The following is an 18,617-nucleotide window of genomic DNA, read 5'->3' on the forward strand; positions in this document are numbered from 1 at the left end:
TCAAACCTAACTCAAAGAATGCGAGGGATTTACTGTGACAGGAACTGAATTTCGTGTAGAAAATGATTTTCTAGGCAGCAAACAAGTAGATAAGAACGCATACTATGGGATTCAGACATTACGCGCAGTAGAGAATTTTCCAATTACGGGTTATAGAGTGCACAATGAATTAATCAAAGCGATGGGGATCGTAAAGAAAGCCGCTGCGCTTGCAAATATGGAAATTGGCAGGCTCTATCGTGGGCTTGGAGAAGTTGTTGTGAAAGCAGCAGATGAGATCATCGAAGGTCAATGGCACGAACAATTTATTGTAGACCCTATACAGGGTGGTGCAGGTACCTCGTTAAATATGAATGCCAATGAAGTCATTGCTAACCGAGCATTAGAGCTGCTTGGTCATGAAAAAGGAGACTATCGTCATTTAAGTCCCAACTCTCATGTGAATATGGCACAGTCTACAAATGATGCATTCCCTACGGCTATTCATATTGCGACGCTTTCTCTTCTGGAACAACTGCTTATTACTATGCGCAGAATGCATGAGGTATTTGCAGACAAAGCCAAGGAATTCGATCCGGTTATAAAAATGGGACGCACGCATCTACAAGATGCAGTGCCGATTCGTCTGGGCCAAGAGTTCGAGGCTTATCGCAGAGTACTTGAGAGAGATATCAAACGTATTGAACATACACGTCATCATTTGTATGAAGTGAATATGGGGGCAACGGCTGTAGGAACTGGATTAAATGCTGACCCTCGATATATCGAAGTGGTTGTAGAGCATTTGGCTGAAATAAGTGGATTGCCGCTAGTTACTGCAGATCATCTTGTGGATGCTACGCAAAATACAGATGCATACACAGAAGTATCTGCTGCCCTAAAAGTCTGTATGATGAACATGTCCAAGATTGCTAATGATCTTCGGCTCATGGCTTCTGGTCCGCGGACAGGATTTAATGAAATTTCACTCCCTGCACGTCAGCCAGGTTCCTCCATTATGCCAGGTAAAGTCAATCCAGTAATGGCGGAGGTCATCAATCAGGTGGCTTTTCAAGTGATAGGAAATGACCATACAATCTGTCTGGCTTCCCAAGCGGGTCAACTGGAACTGAATGTTATGGAGCCAGTTCTAGTGTTTAATCTCATTCAGTCCATCAGCATCATGAACAACTCCTTCCAAGTCTTCACAGATTTCTGTCTGGCTGGTATTGAAGCCAATAAAGAGAAGCTAGAGCGGGATGTGGAGCGGAGTGTCGGAATCATTACCGCAGTTAACCCACATTTGGGCTACGAAGTGGTTTCTCGTATTGCTCGTGAGGCGATTTTGACAGGAGAATCTGTTCGTGATTTGTGCCTTAAGTATAATGTGCTATCCGAGGAAGAGCTCAATCTGATTCTGGACCCATACGAAATGACGCATCCAGGAATCGCAGGCTCAGCTTTATTGCAGAAGCAATAGGGGATTACCTAACCGTTAATCGCTGACTTTGTCATCCATATGCTACGATATTTAATAAGAACCTACTTCAACGTTAGTTAGAAGTAGGTTCTTTTGTGTTTCAGGCTTACAGGAAAAAGAATGAACGTAATAGCCCGCGCTTCCTCGGTGGAGAGGGTATTCTTGTACTAGTAACGGGATGGGAAGCTTCATTTGACGTGAAGACGTTGACTTTTGTAGCTTGCATGGGTTCTAGGGTTGCCGCTAATTGTTTGATCATTATCCGCAGATCCTCAAGCTCCTCACGCTGCTGAAGTAACTGTATCATGACTACTTCGTCGGCTTTTTGATCAAGGGTGCGTTCAATATAATGAATCCGGGACAATATATCTTGCATAGGCTCAGTGTCTGTGGAATGTAGTGGATCTTGCGGTGACTTGGATATTTGATTTTCATTCGAGACAGGTAATTGAATACCTTCCAGTGGTTCTCCGTGATTAATACATTCTTTAATATGTGTGAGCAAGCTGATTTGCTGCTCTGAAAAAGTATAGTGGCCAAATCGGTCCTTTGGAAAAAAATCAGGGAACATAGCAGCCCAACGTTTGATCGTTGTTTGGCTAACAGACAACAGCTCTGCGGCATCCTTTGTTTTCAAAAATTCCATTTTGATTCCTCCAGTTCAGGTAGTCATGTTATGAGTAATTCGTTGTTCAATTGCTGCTCCCTGCACGGTTGACAAAGGAAGTGCGGATTCGATAAACAAAGTGTAATTACGAGCAATCTCACCATTCTTGGATTTCACTATCTTGCTTTTACATTCTAGAATGAGTACAGATGACCCTGAAGCGGGGTATACTTGGTTTAGAGGTGAAGCGTATGGATAAGAGTGGAGAAGTGGAAAAGATGACTGAGGAGCAATGGCAGGCTATTTTGCAAAATGATGCAGCTTATAACGAAAAATTCTTTTATGCTGTGAAGACTACGGGAATCTTTTGCCGACCTTCCTGCAAGTCCAAAGCACCTAAGCGGGAGAATGCACGTATCTTTCAAAATGCAGAACAAGCATTAGAATCTGGATTTCGTCCCTGTAAAAGATGCAAACCGACGGGTGAGCGGCTGCCGGATAAGGAGTGGGTGGCTGTAATGACTGAATATATCGACAAACATTATCATGAACCTCTTACTCTTGAAACGCTGGCAGAAGTCTGTCATGGAAGCCCTTATCATCTGCATCGAACCTTCAAGAAAGTAACGGGAATCACGCCAGTGGATTATATACAGCAAAAGAGAATCGTTCAGGCATCTGAATATTTGGTTACCACGGATCGGGATATAGCTGATATTGGATTACATGTGGGTCTGCCAAATACGTCGTATTTTATTACCTTATTTAAGAAAAAGACGGGGCTTACCCCAACGAAGTATCGACAGCTTAACAAATTAGAATTAACGAATCATTCTGAATTATTCTTGGGGGTACAGAAAAATGGAGAGTAGACCAAGTGCAATCATATACTGGACATTGCTAACTTATAAGGAATGGAGTTTCTATATCGCAGCGTCGGAGAAAGGATTAAGTTATGTGGGGTCGCAGCAGAAGCCATTCGAAGAGATGAGTGACTGGATCAGCCGTAGATTTCCTGAAAGTGAACTGGTGCAGGACGATGAGAAAATGGTTCCATTTGTACAGGAACTGATCGAATATTTGCAAGGGGTACGGCAGGCATTCAGCATTCCTTTTGACTATCGTGGGACTCCATTTCAACTCGCGGTGTGGAAAGCGTTATGTGAAATTCCATATGGACAAACGTGGTCTTATTCGGACATCGCCACATATATTCAAAAGCCTGCTGCAGTACGCGCGGTAGGGACGGCCATAGGTGCAAATCCGATACTAATTACGGTGCCCTGCCACCGAGTGATTGGTAAGAATGGAACATTAACTGGTTACCGCGGGGGATTAGAGATGAAGACGAGGCTGCTTCATTTGGAAAGTGGAAAGACTGCTCAAACATTATGAACAATGAGATCCAGTACAAGACCCCAAAGACCTTACTTAATAAAGGGACGGGTTATCTGAACGGATACAGTCATTCTTTAAATCCATATACCGGCTGTACTTATGGCTGTTCTTATTGTTATGTGCGTCAAATGCCCGTTTCACTGTTTCGTCAAGAGGAATGGGGAACGTGGGTAGATGTCAAACAAGAAGCCGCAGCTATTTTGCGCAAAGAACTCCAGAAAGCAAAATCTAAAGGACCGGTCTCCATTTTTATGTCCTCTAGCACAGATCCTTACCAACCGATAGAGCATAAGGAGCAGGTAACCAGAGCTTTGCTGGAGGTTATGGTGGAGACCCCGCCCGATTTTCTGTTCGTGCAGACGCGCAGTCCGCTCGTACGCAGAGATATAGATTTATTATTACGCTTAGAAGATAAGGTTCGCGTGAGTATGACTGTAGAGACGGATCGTGAAGATATTCGCAAAAAATTCACACCAAGTGCTCCGCCCATATCTGCAAGATTAAAGACACTGCAATTACTGCTTGAAGCGGGCGTTCCTGTTCAAGCTACCATCGCTCCGGTATTGCCGAGCAGTACGTCTTTTCCAGAGATCCTAAGGAGCTTGGTGAATAGAGTCTGTATCGACGATTATTTTATGGGAGATGGCAGTGGGGGCAAACGGACACGGAGATTAGGTATTTATTCCCTTTATGAAGAGCTGCAATTGGAAGAATGGTACGATCCGGCGGCTTATCGCAGAGTGTACGATGGACTCCGGAGTGTTTTTAATGAAGATGAGCTTTTCTTGAGCCAGAAGGGGTTCGAGCCTTAAACTGAAACATGATATAATAAACGAGAGCATTCATACTTAGTATTTTAAAATACTTAATACCTGTAATCGCTTATTGGAGGAGTAGAGTGGCAAAAGTAAAAGTGGCCAAGCGGCCCACAAGAGATGAATTTGTACTTGAAGAGCTAGGTAATCAGTTAGTTGAAGCCAAGCAAGAAGGTTCTGAGATCTTATTAACCGTATGGGGAAAAGAAGATCAGGTGCGTGGAACAATTGTTGAAATGGATTCACGGACTGGAAAAGTACACATCAGTAAAAACGAAGGTATCGAAAAAGTTCCGTTTATGGATATTATGCAAGTTAATTATCCCAGAGATTAATGGGAACGCAGCAATAAGAGGTCCTGTGAGCCATGTTGGCTTTGGGGCCTCTTTGACCATATAGTATCGAATAGATTAAAGAGAGGTAGATCAGATATGACAGTAACTAAAACCAACGCGATGCGAATGCTAGATGCGAAGAAAATTGGATATGAAGTGTTTGAGTATGACAATGAGGATGGACTAATCCATGGTACGGCAGTTGCGGAGAAGATTGGAAAGGCGGTAGAGACGGTTTTTAAAACTTTGGTCGCTCATAGCGGAGCGAATCTTTATGTATTTGTTATACCAGTTGCTGAGGAGCTTGATCTCAAAAAGGCGGCCAAGGCCGCCGTAGAGAAAAAGATTGAGATGCTGCCAGTGAAAGACTTACAGAAGTGGACGGGTTATATCCGTGGTGGATGTTCACCAGTCGGTATGAAAAAGCTATATCCAACGTTCATTGATAGCAGCGCAGAAAGTCAGGAAACGATAGCCGTTAGCGCCGGGAAAATTGGTCAACAAATGGATGTATCACCGCAGCTTCTTGCAGGGGTAACCAATGCAAAATTCACAGATCTAATTAAATAGATGAGCAACAAGAAGACCTAAATACTCCTTCAAGGCTGTGCCTGTAGTGGAGATGGCTCCTGGCGAAGGAGTGAACTTTGAGGGTTGCAACGAAAATTCAGCGCTGGCGATATAATCTGTAGGAAAAGCTTGCGCTGTTAGCCCTGCATTCTTGAAATGCTGCATCGAGCGGGGCATATGAAACCCTGATGTGACTAGTACAGGACGCTTAAGTCCCTTCTCTTGTAGGATTGCGGCGGTATTTACAGCATTCTGCTCCGTATTAAGAGATTGATTGTCGGTCAGGATATCCTCTTCGGGGACACCGAGTCCAAGGAGTTGTCTTTTGGCGATATCCGCTTCATTGCCGCTGTCGGAGAAGACTTGTCCACCAGAGAATAGGATGGGTAAATCACTCGCATGATGTAGTCGTACAGCTGTAATTAGCCGATTTGCTGCTGATCCATATAAGTTGCCCTCGCCATCCATATCCGGTGTCCCGGAGCTTGCACCTCCACCAAGCACAACGATAACATCTCCTTGCAATGTATCCGGTTGAGGATATTTTCGTTCTAAACCTCCGATTAACGCATCGCTGACTAAGGAAGTCATGGAGAAATACATAAGCAGTGTAACGCCAAGCAGGACAAGCGCAGGACGACGGTTCTTTTTCCATAACCAAATGACAAGACCGAGCAGAAGTAGGATGAAAAGTCCTGGAGGAAGCACAAAGCTGTATACAAATTTGATGATGTAAATCAACAGTATCAACCGCCTTCGTAAAGTATGAGTTCAGGTTGTATTGTAACATGAGTTGGGGTGTTCGAAGTTGCACAAAAGACCGAAATGGTCTTTTTTTATTTGATGAGAAGCCTAATCAACGCCTTCGAAAGAAGGCTTTTTTTGTTAGTCGATACCTTTCAATAAAATAGTTAAATATCGTGAATAAAAGATGGTCTCAAATCAGTATGAATATCTTACAATCTACTATGGTGGGGGCTCGGTCGATGTACAAGTCGGTACACTCGGCATGTCATCCCTACTCGATCTTACTCCATCCAGCGCCTAGAAAATTATTTGCTCATATAAACATTTTCATATTTATTTCCTCATTGAGTTCCTGGAGACATTTGAATATTCCTTCATGATCGTCATGCTCTGAGATTCCTTGACACTCACTCCCCGACCCGAAGATCGGTTTCATCCGTATGAATCAGCGGTTTTCGTAACAAAGTGGAGCGAATCTCCCATTTTGGCCGCTAGCACCTTTATGATATATTGTTATACTCTATGCGCTGGAACGCAAAAGAAGACAACTTCTACTGAAGGTGCTCCTAGAGTGTCGATAAAGTCCAATGAAATAGTTAGGGGAAGATGAGCTGCACGGGAATGACGGCGTTCTTAGGTGAATAAATATTCTCTATCTGTTCAAGTAACAGCTTTACGGCTGTTCGTGCCATTTCCTGTTCATCCTGCTGTACATAAGCTACGAATGAAAGATTTGGATTATCGAAAGATAGCAAATCGATATTTGAGTGATTGTTCAGACGGCTGATAGCAGCCGATGTAAGGCGTGCGGTTTCTTCGGTTAAGGAGAAAGCTGCCGAAATTCCACTATGCCCCTGCAAGAAGTCGCTTACATACTCCAATGCTTGCTTACCGCGTAGAATGTCGAGAGGGATGTGACACCACAAGCTCTTGTCGATTGATATACCTCGATCTGTGTACGCCTTCTCGAAGCCGAGCGTGCGATCCTCGATGGCTGTATTGGCATTCTCAGGTGAGATGAGCGCAATTTGATGATGACCCTTGGATAGCAAATGAGAGACAGCCTTATATGCACCGCCGTAATTGTCTGATGTAATCGTGTATGTCTCAATGTTGCGCAGGTAGCGGTCGATGAACACACATGGGAATTTATCGAGCGACAGACGCAGTAGTGATTCGTTGTACTTCTCATCTTCTGTTGGAAAAACGATCAGTCCCTTCACACCGAGCCCCGTTAGTGTACGAATGGCGTTCGATTCGATAGAGGAGGACTCTCGCGTGATGCTTAGTACCATGCTGAGGCCAGCTTCAGACAGGAATTGTTCCGTGTAGTCGACGAGCTTCTGAATGACACGGGTTACCATCGTCGGAATAATGAAGCCGATGAGCGGCAAGGACGACGCGCTGTGTGGAGATAATGGAGAATCAATGCTAGAAACATCAAGACTAGAAGAGACGAATGTGCCTTTGCCTTGTACGCGTATAATTAATCCTTCATCAGCTAGCTGGGTTAAGGCGTTTTTGACGGTTATTTTACTTACTTTGAATTCGTCCATTAATTCTTGTTCAGAAGGGACGCGGTCCGTTGGCCGAAGCTGCCCAGATTTAATTTTCTGTACAATATCTTCTTGAATTTGCTTGTAGAGCACCAGCTTTTTCAAATAAGTACATCTCCCTTAAAATTTAATGATTTTTATAATCAATTGGTTATATAAAATATATTACGTATATATTATAATGCATTTTATAAAGCGCTTACAATACAGAATTAGGAAATTTTTTACGAAGGGGTCTTTTCATTGAAAGGTTAGAATCATGTTAAGAAGGTTGGTAACGAGACGTATTGAAACCGCTTAAATTAACAGAAGTGACCAGTCACCCAGCATCTCAAATGAGTAACAAAAAAAGAGAGGATGACGAACAAATGAAAAAACGCATTACATTACTCTCCATCGTTACAATCCTTATGATGTCACTAGTTTTGTCGGCATGTAGTAAGTCTTCCAGTTCATCAACGGAAACACAGCAGTTAGGCGCTGATGCCGGTGAGAATGCAACAGAAATGTCATTTTGGACATTCGTAGATTTGCATGGCAAGCATTTGGATAAAATGCTGGGGTTATGGAACCAACAGAATCCAGACAAACAGATTAAGTTGAATGTAACGGTTATGCCTTACGATGATATGCACAACAAGCTCTTATTGGCAGTTACAAGCGGAAAAGGTGCTCCTGATATTGCGGATATCGAGCTTGGTCAGTTCCCTAAATTCTTGGAAGGGGACAACGTTCCACTGGAATCTTTGAATGATGTATTTGCACCATACAAAGACGTTGTCGTTCCCTCACGTGTCGATATTTACACCAAAGCTGACCAGGTTTATGGCTTTGATTATCACGTAGGTGCTACGCTTGCTTTCTACAACACGGAAATTCTCGAACAAGCAGGTGTTGACTACAAGACAATCAAAACTTGGGAAGATTACAAACAAGCAGGTATCAAGGTTTATGAAAAGACTGGTAAGTACTTAGGTACTGCTGATACATCCGCTACGTGGCAAGCCTCGCTGTTACTTGCTCAGCAAAACGCTGATTTTACAGATGAAAATGGCAATCCAAAAGTTAACTCACCTGAGATGATTAAAGCGTTTGAAATGTTAGTCGACCTGCAGAAGAATAATGTTATTCATACGATCCCAGGCGGACAACCCGACACAGAAGAAGCAAAAGGCGAATACAACAAAGGCAACTACGCAAGCGCATTGATGCCTGAGTGGTACATGTCCCGCTTTGTAAACGAAATGAAGGACCTTAAAGGTAAGTATGCAATTGCTCCATTGCCTGTATTCGAAGAAGGTAATCCTCGTTCCGTTGGCTTAGGCGGTACTGGCACAGTTGTTACTAAGACTGGTAAAGACGTTCAGTTGGCAAAAGAGTTTGTAGCTTTTGCTAAGCTTTCGAAAGAAGCTACTACTGAAATCTGGAATACACTTGGATTTGACCCGATCAATATGGAAGTATGGAAAGATGAGGCTGTAACGAAAAACCCAGATAACGAATACGTCCAGTATTTTAAAACAAATGCATTTGATACTTTGAATGAAATCAAAGACGAAATTAGAGCTATCAAATCCGTAAAAGCTTCACCGACGATCGGCAATGTGCTCAATACGGTTACTCTGAATGCGATCTTTGAAGATGGCCAAGACGTGAAGGAAGCTCTCGATGAAGCACAGGCAGCAATTGAACAAGAATTGAAATAAAAATAATAAGTAAATGGTTATGATTAAGCCTGTCGGCAAGAATGGTGCTCGGCAGGTTTAGTCATAGTCAAGGGAGAGTGGGATTATGATAAAGAAATTTGTATACTCTCAAAAGGTTGCACCTTATGTATTTGTGTTGCCATTCATAATCATATTCTTGATATTCTGGTCTTATCCACTTGTAAATTCATTTGTAATGAGTTTTCAGGATAGGATGTTGGGACAGGATCCAAAATGGGTTGGTGAAGCGAATTATTCGAAGTTATTCACAGATAAAGTGTTTTTGACGGCTATTAAAAATAGCGTTGTATACATGCTAGGAACCTTAGTGCTGTTAATCCCTTTCCCAATGTTATTTGCAGTTATGATAAACAGTAAGTTAATGCTGGGGAGGGAGTTTTTTAAATCTTCGTTCTTTCTTCCTGCATTGACATCTGTCGCAGTGGCGGGTACTATTTTTCGCCTAACATTCGGCGAAATGGATGGTTCATTAATGAACAGTTTTCTAGGTCTATTTGGTGTAGAGCCTACTAAATTCTTGAAAGATGCAGAATGGAGTATGGCTGCACTATTAATTCTTGCATGTTGGCGATGGACAGGTGTTAATATGCTGTACTATCTATCTGGTTTGAAAAACATTGACAATGATTATTATGAGGCTGCTTCAATTGACGGGGCATCTGCTTGGCAGAAGTTCAGATCGATTACAATGCCATTATTGAAGCCGACCACGATATATGTTACGACAATTAGTGTTTATGCAGGTTTGGCAATGTTTACCGAGAGCTTAATGATGTTTAACGGTAACAATTCACCGAAAAATATTGGCCTAACTATAGTGGGATATTTGTATAGACAAGGAATTGAGAAGAATAAGCTCGGTTACGCTGCAGCAGTTGGTATCGTTCTATTAGTCATTGCTATGATTATCAATTTAACGCAGTTGAAATTTAGTGGAATGTTCAAAAAGGAGGAGGATTAAAATGGACACTAGTCAGATGAAGAACAACTTAATTGCTAGAATAGTCATAATTAGTATCTTTATTATACTATTCGTTATAATTATGGTTCCATTCTATGCAGTGGCCCTCTCTTCCTTTAAACCAGGTGAAGCTTTAATAAGATATGGTCTTAACTTAAGTTTGAATTTTGAAATAATGAGTTTTGATAATTTTATCTATTTATTTACTGGACAACATGATTATTTTGTATGGTTTTGGAACAGTATGACGTTAACAATCATTCAGGTTGCTTTAACACTGTTTGTAAGCGCTTTTGTTGCATTTGGTTTTGCAGCGTATGATTTCAAAGGTAAGAACTTCCTCTTTATATGTGTGTTGCTCATTATGATGGTGCCATTTGAAATATTGCTGGTTCCTTTGTACAGCTTAATAAATGATTTGCAAATGGTGAATAGCTATTCGGCAATCATTCTGCCGGGTATAGCTAATGCCGGGACGATATTCTTCTTTAGGCAATATCTCAGAAGCATACCCAAAGAAATTATTCAATCTGGGCGAGTTGATGGAGCAAACGAATATGCGATATATTTCAGAGTGATTATGCCGATTATGAAGCCTTCCTTTGCGGCAATGGCCATTCTGAATGGTATGAATAGCTGGAATAATCTATTGTGGCCATTCATGGTGTTGGGAGATCAAAATAAATATACACTGCCAATCGGGTTAAAAACATTGTTAACTCCTTATGGGAATAACTATGACCTTCTGATCGTGGGCTCCTTCTTCTCCATCATTCCAATCTTCATATTGTTTATCGCTTTCCAGAAATATTTCATTGATGGTATGACTGCGGGTGCTGTTAAAGGTTAGTATCTATTACTTATGAAATAGGTGATAAGATGGGAGTCCAACAAGAGGAGTTACGCGTCATTAAACCATTGATCGAGCAACGAGCTGATCCTTTTATATGCCGACATTCAGATGGTTATTATTATTTCGTGGCCTCGGTTCCAGAGTATAATCGGATTGAAATCCGTAGGGCACAGGACCTTGAAGGGCTTATTACATCAGCTCCTATAGTGATCTGGAGAAAGAGAGAGACTGGCATTCTTAGCGCCAATATTTGGGCGCCAGAGCTGCATTTTATTGATGGAAAATGGTACGTATATTTCGCTGCCGCGCATACGTCGGAAACGACAGAAGGCTTGTTCGACCATCGGATGTATGTACTGGAGAATGAAAATACAAATCCGCTCGAAGGCAGCTGGACGGAAAGAGGACAGGTTCGTACCGCGTGGGAAAGCTTCTCCCTCGATGCCACTACCTTTGAGCACAATGGTAGCCTCTATTACGTATGGGCACAAAAGGATCCGGAAATCGAAGGCAACTCTAATCTCTACATATCTAAAATGAGCAATCCGTGGACGTTGATTGGGGCGCAAACGATGATTACGATGCCCGAATATGACTGGGAGATCATCGGGTATAAAGTGAACGAAGGCGCGGCATTTGTTCGCAAAGATAATCGGGTATTCCTTACTTACTCTGCTAGCGCTACTGATTTCAATTATTGCATGGGCTTGCTTGAAGCCGATGCGGACTCGGATTTGCTCGATGCTGCCTCATGGCGCAAGTCGAAAGTACCGGTTCTCACGACTGATGAGAGCATCTCGATGTATGGTCCTGGTCATAATAGTTTTACGGTGTCAGAGACTGGTGAGAAGACGCTGTTTGTGTTCCACGCAAGAACGTATAAGCATATTGTAGGAGATCCGCTATACGATCCGAATCGCCATACATTTGTAGCGGAGCTGTTGTGGACGGATGACGGCAGACCTGATTTTCGCGGCTCTGTTGCGGCACTTGCACGTTCTGTACAATACGAATAGATCTGCAAGCGCCTTACAAAATTCTAAATGGATTTAGTTGACTTATGTCGTACATGGGGAAGCCTTTATAATTAGAAATAAAAACAAGTACCCATCCAATCGATGGGTACTTGTTTGCAATGCAATAGAAGTGATGAATTACGTAATGTTGTACAAACTATTTGGTGATCGGTATAGACGAAATAGTAATCATAGCATTACTGATTGGCTAAATGTGTTGCTACTGTCATGAGTGTCATGCTAAGTTAAAAACAATCTATTTCATGAAGCAATAATCAATACGATGTGGGTAGTACAGACATAATAGTGATGTGGACGGAATCCTGTAAATGGTTCAAGGCACAAATCAACATCTTATATTAATCGTGTTAACGTAAATATATGTATTGTATGAAAGTGGGTATACCTATTGGATTCGAAGCTAGCAGCATATATAACATTAGTTTGTACTTCGGCTGTTCTGAATTTGTCTATACTTGTCTTTACTTATTGGAGGAGACATTATTATACAAATATCGCTAATTTGTTCATGTGGAATACATTAACTTCAATGATTTATTGCTTTGGTTATGCCTTTAGCTTAACATCGACTTCGTTAGAACAGCTTAGATTTTGGAATATTGTACAGTATGCAGGGATGCCATTTTTCCCTCCGTTAGGATTAATGTTTGTCATGCAATATTTGGGTTATAAAATAACGAGAAAAAGAATAATCGCTCTACTTACAATGCCTTGTATTACTTTTCTCATCAATGTAACTAATGAATCCCATCATTTTTACTATAGAATATATGATATCCATTCGGTGCTTGGGGCTCCATATAGTGAGATTGAGTATGGGGCATGGTTTGCCGTACATAATATTTACATTTTCTGTTGTATGTTAGCTGCGCTCTTATTGCTGCTTTCACGCTGGAAGGAAACCGTTAGTGTATATCGATCTCAATTATTTGCCCTCATCTGCGGTCAATTGCTTCCAATAATGACTGCATTTTTATTATTCATAGGAGTGACACCCGATGGTATCGATCCTGTACCCATGGTTATTTGGTTTTCTTCTGTTTTGTACCTTTGGTCTATTACCTCCTCTCGAATGTTATCAATAATGCCAATTGCGAAGGAAACGATCTTTAATAGTATGAACGATGGTGTCATTGTGCTTAATGATACCTATCAATTAATCGAATATAATCAAGCTTGTAAAAGTATGTTTAGTGAATTGGATCGATCAACGTTAGGGCAGCCATTTGATCAAGTTTGGTATATGCTAACGGATCAATCATTCCCTGTTCAATTAGATACGATCTCAGATAAATTGAATGTTACGATTCATCAAGGTAATTATATATATCAGCTACGTATTTCTATGCTTCAACAATCTAATAATAACTCTGGCTTACTAATTATATTTACGGATATAACAGAGCTACATACATTACAACAAAAGTTAGAGCATCAAGCCTATTTTGATGATCTTACACAAATATACAATCGTCGTGCCTTTTTCCAGAAAAGTGAGCAAAGCTTAATGAAAGCAAAGGGTGAATTATCATCCTTTGTGATTATTCTATTTGATATTGATTTTTTCAAAAAAGTGAACGACACTTATGGGCATCAAACCGGAGATCAAATGCTAGTACATGTGGCTCAAATATGTAAGGCTGAGATGGGAGAACATATACTATTTGCTAGATATGGTGGTGAAGAATTTGTACTCGCTTTACCTGGTTATACACTAGCGGAAGGGGAAAACTTCGCTAATTACCTTAGATTTTGCATTGAACAGAAGCCTCTAGTTGAAAATGAAAAATTGGTAACGATTACCTCAAGTTTTGGGGTATCCGTAACGACAGGAGCTGTGGAGGAAACAATCCATCAACTTCTTCTTAAAGCTGATGAAGCACTTTATGCTGCCAAAAGAGCTGGTCGAAATCAAGTGCGGGTTTTTATTGAAAAGTACGAATATGTGGAATAGTACAGCAAATTAAAATAGAGGCGTACATCGGAGCCGTGCTTAGTTTAGTAACTTGGTGGATTGAGAGCAAAATGCCTATCAATCAAGAAGAAATATACTTATGAGTGACTGTTTCAACAGGATATAACAGTCAGTTATTCTGATATTGAAGGATCATATGCTAGTGATGCTATTAGGCAATTTACAGAAAGAGGAATTGTAAACGGTATAGGTATGAGAAGGGTAACCCAACAAAACTGTGCATGAGATGTCGGATGGGTACTTCCGAATCTTGTTATTCTGTACCTGAAGGGAGGTCATTTGAATGGATTGGCTTGCAAATCTGAATAGAGCTTTACACTATATTGAAGAGAATCTTGATGAAGACATAGATCTGAAGGAAGCAGCGAGGCTGGCTTGTTGTTCGGACTATCATTTTTCAAGAATGTTCTCCTTCCTTGCAGGCATTACGCTATCGGAGTACATCCGCCGGAGACGCCTGACCCTTGCGGCATTCGAGCTTCAAGCCGGTGATTTAAGAATTGTGGACGTGGCAGTGAAATACGGTTATAGCTCGGCAGATGCCTTTTCTAGGGCCTTCCAAGTCTTGCATGGGGTTCCGCCCTCTTCGGTTAGGTCTCATGCCCCATCTTTAAAAGCCTATCCTCGAATGACCTTCCAATTAACTATTCAGGGAGGATGCGAAATGAATTATCGTATCGTTGAGAAAGAATCGTTCCGTATTGTAGGTATTACGAAAAAGGTGCCTATCCAATTTAATGGCGTGAGTTCAGAAATTGCATCGATGTGGAAAGGCTTAACCAGCCTAGACATCGACCAATTGAAAAAGCTCTCTAATGTTGAACCACAGGGGTTGATTTCAGCATCGACAAATTTTTCTGAAGGGCGAATGGAGGAGAAGGGAGAGCTTGACCATTATATAGGTGCAGCTACATCCGAGGAGTGTCCTGAAAATTTTGCGAAATTAGAGGTTCCCGCATTGACCTGGGCCGTTTTCGAAGCTGTCGGACCGTTTCCCGATACTTTACAAAATGTCTGGGGGCGCATCTATTCGGAATGGTTCCCTTCCGCAAGTTATGAGGTAGCAAGGGGACCGGAAATATTATGGAATGAAGGCAAGGATGTATCTTCCCCCAATTTCAGGAGCGAGATTTGGATACCGGTTACGAAAAAATAGTATAGAGACTATGTTCATAAAATTAAGGACATACCGCAAAGGATGGCCTTAAAACTTGCCGTTACAGACAGAGCGGTGAACCGTATCACAAGTAGGGCGAATTATAACGGTCATTAATAACGAGTCAACCTTCTTCCCAATTGTCATCCCACGCAAATTCGGCTATGGGGCATGTGTTGTACAGCCGAAAGCACAGGAATTTACGACTTGAATGTCGAAGTTACTCCTAATTACTCATTTTTTGTCTTATGGAGGGCTTTCGATGATTACCGCAACTAAAATGCACATCCCTTATGTACGGCACACCTTGGTTGCTCGTACGGATCTGCTTCGTCTGCTTGATGAGGGTATGGACGCGAAGCTTACGCTCTTATTCGCTCCATCTGGTTATGGGAAAACGACGGCGCTAAGCGAATGGGCCAAACAAAGCGGCAAGCTTGTTGCATGGGTGTCACTGAGCAAGCAGGACGATGATTGGAGTACCTTCTGGAACATGGTCATCGTTTCGATCCAGAATCATATCGAGGACTTTGGCCTGACCACTTTGCCTTTGCTGGTGGAGGGATCCTCTGCATCTTCCACATCGATGGAGTCGGCGATGAACATGCTACTAAACGAGTTGAATCAACTGCCGGGTGAGCTGGTCGTCATGGTTGACGATTATCATCTGGCGACGATGCCAGCAATCCAGAATTCGATGAGCTATTTGCTTGAACACCTTCCAAACCACATTCATTTATATATCGCAAGTCGCAACGACCTCCCATTTCCGACAGCAAGATTATTTGCAAAAGGCGAGATGCGGCGGATTACGATCGAGCAATTGAGGTTCCGACCAGAAGAAGTAAACGATTTCTTCCGAGAGACGACGGAGTTGAAGCTGTCGACTGAGCAGCTCAATATGCTGTATGACCAAACCGAGGGTTGGATTTGCGGCTTGCGACTTGCGGCCATCTCACTGAAACGAAGCGGCAATGTGACTGAATCGATCCGTCAATTCAGCGGCCATCAGCAGCACATATCCGATTACTTGCTCGAGGAAGTCATTCGCGATCTGCCAGAGGCGATGCGCGATTTTTTGTTGCAAACTTCCGTGTTAAGCCAAATGAATTATGCATTGTGCGAGGCGGTGACCGGTCAAGCGAGGGGTCAGCAGCAGTTGGAACAACTGGAACAGCTTCAGCTATTCATCATTCCTATGGACGATCAACGCAACTGGTATCGCTATCACCATCTGCTGTCTGATTTCCTGCAGTCGATGCTTGCTCGAACATGGCCTGAGCTATGGATTCAGGCGAATGCGCGTGCCGCGCAATGGCACGAACATAACGGGTTTATTGTAGAAGCGGCGGAACATTATTTGGCGGGACGGCAGTATGAAGATGTAGCTCGCCTGATTGAAGCGCATCTGTACGAACTTCTTGGAGGCAAGAACACCGTCGTTGCTCGTTGGGTGATGCAAGTGCCTGAGCAATATGTAGCGAGCCGACCGCTTGTTGAACTTTTTTATTTGCTCGTGATGGTCGGCGTTCGGCAGTTTCATAACATTCCGGATCGAGCGGAACGGCTTCGTGTTCGTTACCAAGCTTTGAAGGATCATATAGATGCTGACGTATGGCGCATGACCATGGGGGACATCTATTATCTCTGCGGTACTGCTGCCTATGTGAAGAAAGACCTTCTGAGCACTGCTGACTATTTTATCCGTGGAGATACGTTTGCACTCGAACAAAGCTTATTTATTCAAGGAGGCAACAATAAGCATTATTCGGTCGAAGAGTTTGAAGACCATCTGGGCTACATTAACGATTACCATGGTGCAGCACAATTTTTCATTCGGATGATAGAGTATTGGAGAGATCGTGTTAACCATCCGTATGCGACACCGATGTATGCTTCCTATGCCAAGGTATTGTACGAGTGGAATCGGCTGGAGGAAGCAGAGGACTGGCTAAACCGCATTATGCATGTAGACGGATTCGCGCCGGTGTCTCGCAATCGGTATCAGCTCTTTGTGGCAGCTTCTAGAATTCAGCAAGCAAAGGGGAACTCACTAGAAGCAGCGACACTGCTAGAACAACTTAAGCTGATGATCGATTCACCCGATTATGAGATATTCATACGCAAAATCGAAGCGGAACAGGTGAGCTTAGCGGTGCGTCAAGGCGACATTGCGTCTGCTCAGCGATGGTTGGAGCACTGCGGGATGTCGCACTCGGACGAAGCAACGCTGGACCAAGTTTCCGAACAATTGGTGCTCGTTCGCGTGCTGGCCGCATGCGGACAATTCGAATCAGCGCTATCTCTCGCAGCAAGATTGTATCATCTGTTGACGAAGGAAGACCGTCTGCGGGACCGCATTCACATTCTGAATTTACAAAGCATGATGTTATATGGCGACAATCAAATGGAGCCAGCACTTGCGAAGCTGGCTGAAGCTTTGCGTCTCGCCAAACCTCAAGGGTTTATTCGCAGTTTCGTGGACGAAGGCTCGGCGATGGCAGAGCTGTTGTCTATTTATGTGCAGTCGAATGGAGACAAAGGTGCGGGATCGAAGGACGCATTAAGTTATGCGCGTCTCGTGCTGCAAGCGTTCCATGTTTATGACGCACATCCACGAGTTAATATCCGATGTTTCGGACGGTTGCGCGTAGAGACAGAGAATGGCTCTGTGGTCAAATGGCGGACTTCCAAAACTGAGGAATTGATGGCATTCCTCATTTACCATCGCGGCGAGGCAGTAAGTAGAGATCAAATTCTCGATCGTTTGTGGGGAGAGGTGGAGGTAGACCGGGCAGGGGCCCAGTTTAATACAACGACTCACTATTTGCGAAAAGCTTTAAGTCAAATCGGAATTGACGGTATCGTCCAGCATGTGGAAGGCGGTTATCGAATCGATATAAGCCAGTTGTACTGTGATCTCGATGAGTGGGATCGTTTGCTGGCCGCACAGGCGCAAATCGACGACTTAAAGCTGCGTGACTATGCCGGTGAGCTTGTCCAATTATACGGAGAGGGCTTTATGGCTGGCACTTCGTACGAATGGGCAGAGCCGACGCGAGTTCGCCTGGAAAGCGAGTACGTCGCAACCTTGCTTCGCCTTCATGAACGTGAGGAGAAGAAGGGGCAATATGATGCGGCTGCGGAACTGCTGCGGAAGGCGCTTGTACATGATCCGCTAAATGAGTCCATTCATGAACGGCTCATTCGCGTGCTGGTTATGGCGGATGACCGCATCTCGGCGATCAAGCAGTACGAGGTATTAAGAATGCTGCTTCTGACGGAGTTCGGGATTAAGCCGAAGGAAACGGTCAGGAGATTGCTGGATATAAATTGACGCATATTCCTCCATAAAGGGAGTGTCCCAAGGTTATGAAAAATAACGGAGGGATGCTCCCTTTTCACTAGCATTTGTTTAGGA

General features: G+C 43.0%; 16 protein-coding genes. 13 read left to right on the forward strand and 3 right to left on the reverse strand.

Features of this window, described 5'->3' with window-relative positions; translation table 11 throughout:
* Window positions 1-34: 34 nt before the first annotated feature.
* Window positions 35-1,459, forward strand: coding sequence for an aspartate ammonia-lyase (gene aspA / locus CA600_RS22255; protein WP_094873012.1), 1,425 nt, complete (start codon window positions 35-37; stop codon window positions 1,457-1,459).
* Window positions 1,460-1,565: 106 nt separating this feature from the next.
* On the opposite strand, the gene CA600_RS22260 is transcribed toward aspA, so the two are convergent.
* Complete coding sequence (locus CA600_RS22260) at window positions 1,566-2,105, reverse strand: MerR family transcriptional regulator (protein ID WP_094873014.1); 540 nt, start codon at window positions 2,103-2,105, stop codon at window positions 1,566-1,568.
* A 170-nt stretch (window positions 2,106-2,275) separates the two neighbouring features.
* On the opposite strand from CA600_RS22260, the gene CA600_RS22265 reads away from it, so the two are divergent.
* From CA600_RS22265 to ybaK, 5 genes are all read left to right on the forward strand, one after another.
* Window positions 2,276-2,938, forward strand: coding sequence for a bifunctional transcriptional activator/DNA repair enzyme AdaA (locus tag CA600_RS22265; protein ID WP_094873015.1), 663 nt, complete (start codon window positions 2,276-2,278; stop codon window positions 2,936-2,938).
* The gene (locus CA600_RS22270; RefSeq protein ID WP_094873016.1) at window positions 2,928-3,461 is read left to right on the forward strand and encodes a methylated-DNA--[protein]-cysteine S-methyltransferase; all 534 of its coding nucleotides are present in this window, start codon (window positions 2,928-2,930) and stop codon (window positions 3,459-3,461) included. Before CA600_RS22265 ends, CA600_RS22270 begins: the two co-directional genes overlap by 11 nt.
* Entirely contained in the window at window positions 3,458-4,276 is an 819-nt protein-coding gene (locus CA600_RS22275) for an SPL family radical SAM protein (protein ID WP_094873017.1), read from the forward strand. Before CA600_RS22270 ends, CA600_RS22275 begins: the two co-directional genes overlap by 4 nt.
* An 86-nt stretch (window positions 4,277-4,362) precedes the next feature.
* Window positions 4,363-4,614: a YolD-like family protein gene (locus CA600_RS22280; protein WP_094873018.1), complete on the forward strand. Its 252-nt coding sequence runs from the start codon at window positions 4,363-4,365 to the stop codon at window positions 4,612-4,614.
* Window positions 4,615-4,710: 96 nt separating this feature from the next.
* Window positions 4,711-5,184, forward strand: coding sequence for a Cys-tRNA(Pro) deacylase (gene ybaK / locus CA600_RS22285; protein ID WP_094873019.1), 474 nt, complete (start codon window positions 4,711-4,713; stop codon window positions 5,182-5,184).
* Here ybaK and CA600_RS22290 read toward each other — a convergent pair.
* Window positions 5,173-5,925 (reverse strand): YdcF family protein, encoded by a 753-nt coding sequence (locus tag CA600_RS22290; RefSeq protein WP_094873020.1) that lies wholly within the window; start codon window positions 5,923-5,925, stop codon window positions 5,173-5,175. The genes ybaK and CA600_RS22290 overlap by 12 nt on opposite strands.
* A gap of 602 nt (window positions 5,926-6,527) precedes the next feature.
* Window positions 6,528-7,592: a GntR family transcriptional regulator gene (locus CA600_RS22295; protein WP_094873021.1), complete on the reverse strand. Its 1,065-nt coding sequence runs from the start codon at window positions 7,590-7,592 to the stop codon at window positions 6,528-6,530.
* A 263-nt stretch (window positions 7,593-7,855) separates the two neighbouring features.
* On the opposite strand from CA600_RS22295, the gene CA600_RS22300 reads away from it, so the two are divergent.
* The 7 genes from CA600_RS22300 (at window position 7,856) to CA600_RS22330 (ending at window position 18,533) form a co-directional block, all read left to right on the forward strand.
* Window positions 7,856-9,193: an ABC transporter substrate-binding protein gene (locus CA600_RS22300; RefSeq protein WP_094873022.1), complete on the forward strand. Its 1,338-nt coding sequence runs from the start codon at window positions 7,856-7,858 to the stop codon at window positions 9,191-9,193.
* An 85-nt stretch (window positions 9,194-9,278) separates the two neighbouring features.
* Window positions 9,279-10,175: a carbohydrate ABC transporter permease gene (locus tag CA600_RS22305; RefSeq protein ID WP_042185833.1), complete on the forward strand. Its 897-nt coding sequence runs from the start codon at window positions 9,279-9,281 to the stop codon at window positions 10,173-10,175.
* Window positions 10,176-10,191: 16 nt separating this feature from the next.
* Window positions 10,192-11,025, forward strand: a complete 834-nt coding sequence (locus CA600_RS22310) for a carbohydrate ABC transporter permease (RefSeq protein WP_094873044.1) — start codon at window positions 10,192-10,194, stop codon at window positions 11,023-11,025.
* Between the two features lie 29 nt (window positions 11,026-11,054).
* Complete coding sequence (locus CA600_RS22315; protein WP_094873023.1) at window positions 11,055-12,044, forward strand: glycoside hydrolase family 43 protein; 990 nt, start codon at window positions 11,055-11,057, stop codon at window positions 12,042-12,044.
* A 409-nt stretch (window positions 12,045-12,453) separates the two neighbouring features.
* A complete protein-coding gene (locus tag CA600_RS22320; protein WP_094873024.1) occupies window positions 12,454-14,019 on the forward strand; it encodes a histidine kinase N-terminal 7TM domain-containing diguanylate cyclase in 1,566 nt (521 codons plus the stop codon).
* A gap of 304 nt (window positions 14,020-14,323) precedes the next feature.
* A complete protein-coding gene (locus tag CA600_RS22325; protein WP_094873025.1) occupies window positions 14,324-15,196 on the forward strand; it encodes an AraC family transcriptional regulator in 873 nt (290 codons plus the stop codon).
* A 262-nt stretch (window positions 15,197-15,458) separates the two neighbouring features.
* Window positions 15,459-18,533 carry a BTAD domain-containing putative transcriptional regulator gene (locus tag CA600_RS22330; RefSeq protein ID WP_179281702.1) on the forward strand — a complete coding sequence of 1,025 codons (3,075 nt, stop codon included), beginning with the start codon at window positions 15,459-15,461 and terminating at the stop codon, window positions 18,531-18,533.
* The last annotated feature ends 84 nt before the right edge of the window (window positions 18,534-18,617 follow it).

It is taken from the genome of Paenibacillus sp. VTT E-133280 (assembly GCF_002264385.1).
Lineage (GTDB): Bacteria > Bacillota > Bacilli > Paenibacillales > Paenibacillaceae > Paenibacillus_AQ > Paenibacillus_AQ nitricinens.